This is a genomic window from Methylobacterium sp. WL12 (assembly GCF_008039475.1).
Classification (GTDB): Bacteria; Pseudomonadota; Alphaproteobacteria; order Rhizobiales; family Beijerinckiaceae; genus Methylobacterium; species Methylobacterium cerastii.
On the sequence record NZ_VRUW01000176.1, the window covers coordinates 1 to 3,226 of the forward strand.

A 3,226-nucleotide genomic window follows, 5' to 3' on the forward strand; every position below is an offset into this window, starting at 1 on the left:
CGCGTTCCCGCGACGACGATGTGAGGAGCGTTCGTCATAAGTCCAGACACAGGGCCGATACAGCGCCATCCCCTGTATCCAGACCCAAGCCCTATCCGCACAAGGCAGCCGTCACCGAGCGCTTACTCCTGACTTGGTCCGACGTTGTCCGCAGCGAAGGCGTCCCGGACGCCAAGGGGGTTGGGCCATCCTTCGGTGCTGTCGCGGGCGGTCTGGCGTTCCATTTCCGAATTGATCTCGGCGCCGAGCAAGACGACCACGATCGAGAGCCACATCCAGGACATCAAGCCGATGCCGGCACCCAGAGACCCGTAGATGCGATTGTAGCTATCGAAGCTCGCCACGTACCAGGAGAACACGCCAGACGTGCAGACCCAAAGAAACGCTGCCAGCGCGCTGCCCCAGGTCACCCAGCGCCATTTCGCCCGGCGCCTGCTCGGGCCGTAGCGATAGATCAGCGTCAGGCTCAGGCTGACCACGACCAGGATGACGGGCCACCGGGCCACGGACAGGATGGTGTCGGCCAATCCCCCGAACCCGAAGCGCGCCAGGATCGCCGGAAGGACGACCACCACGCTGATCGTCAGGAGCAGGAACGCCGCGCCGCCGAGGGTGAACAGAAAGGTCGTGGCGTAGAACCGGATCAGGGTGCGATCCTCCCGTTCCCGGTAGATCACGTTGAGGGCATCGAAGAGTGCGCCGACGCCGGAATTCGCGCTCCAGAGCGCAATCAGCAAGCTGATCGTCGAGGTGAGGCTCAGCGAACCCGTGCTTCGCGCGGCGATCCGCACGAGCTGCTCGGAGAGCAGTTCGAGCGCGGCTGCAGGGAGGATGTAGGTCAGGAGGCCGACATGCTGGCTGATCACGTTGGGATCGGAAAACAACCCGTAGATCGAGACCACGGCCACGAGTCCGGGAAACACGGCGAGCAGGGCGAAGAAGGCGACGCCGCCGGCCGTGGCGAGCACACGATCCTTCGGGAGAGCCCACGCGGCGCGCCACAGGATGTCCTGCCATCCTGCCCTCGGAATCTCGGAGGGGCGGTTCGCATCGCGGCCACGATCAGGCTCGCGGGCGCGCTGCCGAGCCGTTTCGAGGGTCGCTGCATCCTGCGGACGCGTGGCGATTGAGCGCCAGTCGTCGCCTTCGTCAACGTCCTGAATCACGGCTACGACCCTGCGAGGACTAGGTACCAGTGATCGCGATTTGATCCTGCTGACATCGGTTCAGCCGAAGTCGTAGCGGCGCCGAGCGCCCGATCCTGTAGGAGTGTCGCCTACCGTCGCCCTGAATGGAAGCGGTGGCGCCAGCCCTCCTCCAGCCTGCGCTCCTCCGCGCTCTCCTCCGGAACGGCTTTGAGACGCAGCAGGATCATCGCAAAGCCACCCTGCTGGAGGTACACCTGCTCGTAGAGCGACGGCACATGGAGGTCGCGCTTCACATCGATCCAGAGATCAGCACTGCAGGCCGCGATGTCGCTCGGGATGCTCGGTTGATGCGAACGGCTGTGAACGAGCGATCGCTCCGGGACCGGGCTTCCGACGGCACAGACGATGGCCGGGAAGGAGAGGCTGCGGTAGCAACGCTGCACCCGGCCGTGGCCCGCCACGACGATGGCGATCCGCTCGGAGTGGTACTGGACGTAGGCCCGGGCCGCCGTCTCCTTACCGACCGCGAAGTCGCGCGCGAGCGCAAGGACGTGCTGCAGATCGGGCTCGCGAAACGCCGTCATAGCCCCCCGTAAGAGGTGCGGAGGCATCAGCAGGAGGCTGGCGAAGCGGTTGGCCTCGACCTCTCTGCGCTGGCGCGGGTCGCCCTCCTTGGCCGTCATGCGCAGCATGTCGGATGTCTTGCACGAGAACCGGTCGGGCTGATCGGGGATGTGGTGCGCCATCAGGAAGTGGCCGAGTTCGTGCGCGATGGTGAAGCGGCGACGCGGTTCGCCCCCGCGCCTGGCGAGGATGGTGCCGTCAGACCGCTTCGTGTCGGTGACGAGGCCGCCCTCGAACGCATCGGTGTCGAGGTCCTCGATCTTCACGATGCCGAGGCGCGCGCACAGCTCCTGGATCGGCACGGGCACCGGAAGGTTCGGCTCGGCCTGTAGGATGCGTTTGACGAGCGCCTCCGGCGAGCCTGCGTCTGCAAGGTCCTTCCTCTTGATCTGCATGCGCGGACCCCTTCGTATTTCCGAGGCGATCCGTCAGGCGCCACGCACCTGCGATCCCAAGACCAGGTTGCAAGGGCGTTCGCGCGAGCGGTAACCCAACCGCGCCATCGTGAGCAAAGGCCATGCTGGCCTGGCATGGCGGCCCCTGTGATCCCGACGGCGTCGGAGGAGCTAAGATCGCGGCCGCGCTTGCCGAGCTGGCACAACGGCGACCGTCAGGTCGAAGGGCTTTTCTCAAATTCATAGACCGGTGATGTCGTGCTCAGAGGCTGGGCCTGCTCAGCCCAAGCTGCGCATGCGCCTCGGCGGGCGTCATCAATCGAACGGCCTCATCCGAAAACCCAAGCGCCCGCAGCTCCGCTCGTTGCTGGTTCGTGATCATCAACGACACGGCGGGAGCTGATGCGGGTCTGGGCAGCGTGACACCCGGCTCAGCGTCGTTCGCTTCGCGTAGCCGGCCAAGGTATGCTTCCTCTGCGGCCGCCTGATCGAGAAACGCTCGGAGATAATCGTCTGCCTCTGACATCGGCGATGCTGCCTCCTTTTTTGTACCAACGACGTGCTTGACCACCCGCCACTCCATAGCAGCGTCTATCTCACGACATCGCGTGGCGATGGTCAGCCCCCATTGAAGTGGTCCGCCCTTTGGTATGGCTTTTGAGCCTGGAGGACGGACGAGATGGCAAAGCACCCGAAGCCCGAGGAGATCGTCGCGAAGCTACGTCAGGCGGACGTTCTGATCTCCCAGGGCCAGAGCGTGGCCGATGCAATCCGCGCGCTCGGTGTGAGTTCGGTGACGTACTACCGGTGGCGGCGTGAGTTTGGCGGCCTGAAGTCGGATCAGGTTCGACGGATGAAGAGTCTTGAGACCGAGAATGCGGTCGTGTCCCTGGGCGTGGTGTAGCTTGGTGAGGGCCACCACGATCACCGGTTTGGGCCGGGACGATCAGGCTGCGAGGGTGGGCAGGCTGACGAGGGGATCATCGCCGATCGGGGCGATGCTTTCCAGGGTCATGTAGCGCGACCGCTGGACGGCCCATTCGTCATTCTGTTCGAGCA

Annotated in this window: 3 protein-coding genes and 1 pseudogene; 1 reads left to right on the forward strand and 3 read right to left on the reverse strand. The window is 64.9% G+C overall.

All coding sequences use genetic code 11. The features are described 5' to 3' along the window. Positions 1–122: 122 nt before the first annotated feature. The 3 genes from FV226_RS27120 to FV226_RS27130 form a co-directional block, all read right to left on the reverse strand. Positions 123–1,166: a YihY/virulence factor BrkB family protein gene (locus tag FV226_RS27120; RefSeq protein WP_147765357.1), complete on the reverse strand. Its 1,044-nt coding sequence runs from the start codon at positions 1,164–1,166 to the stop codon at positions 123–125. A 110-nt stretch (positions 1,167–1,276) separates the two neighbouring features. Beyond that, on the reverse strand, positions 1,277–2,167 hold the full coding sequence (locus tag FV226_RS27125; RefSeq protein ID WP_147765358.1) for an ImmA/IrrE family metallo-endopeptidase: 891 nt from the start codon (positions 2,165–2,167) through the stop codon (positions 1,277–1,279). 262 nt (positions 2,168–2,429) lie between these two features. After that, positions 2,430–2,738 (reverse strand): hypothetical protein, encoded by a 309-nt coding sequence (locus FV226_RS27130; protein ID WP_147765359.1) that lies wholly within the window; start codon positions 2,736–2,738, stop codon positions 2,430–2,432. Positions 2,739–2,846: 108 nt separating this feature from the next. On the opposite strand from FV226_RS27130, the pseudogene FV226_RS27135 reads away from it, so the two are divergent. After that, positions 2,847–3,044 (forward strand): annotated as a pseudogene (locus FV226_RS27135) (transposase); the annotation flags it as partial. Positions 3,045–3,226 lie beyond the last annotated feature (182 nt).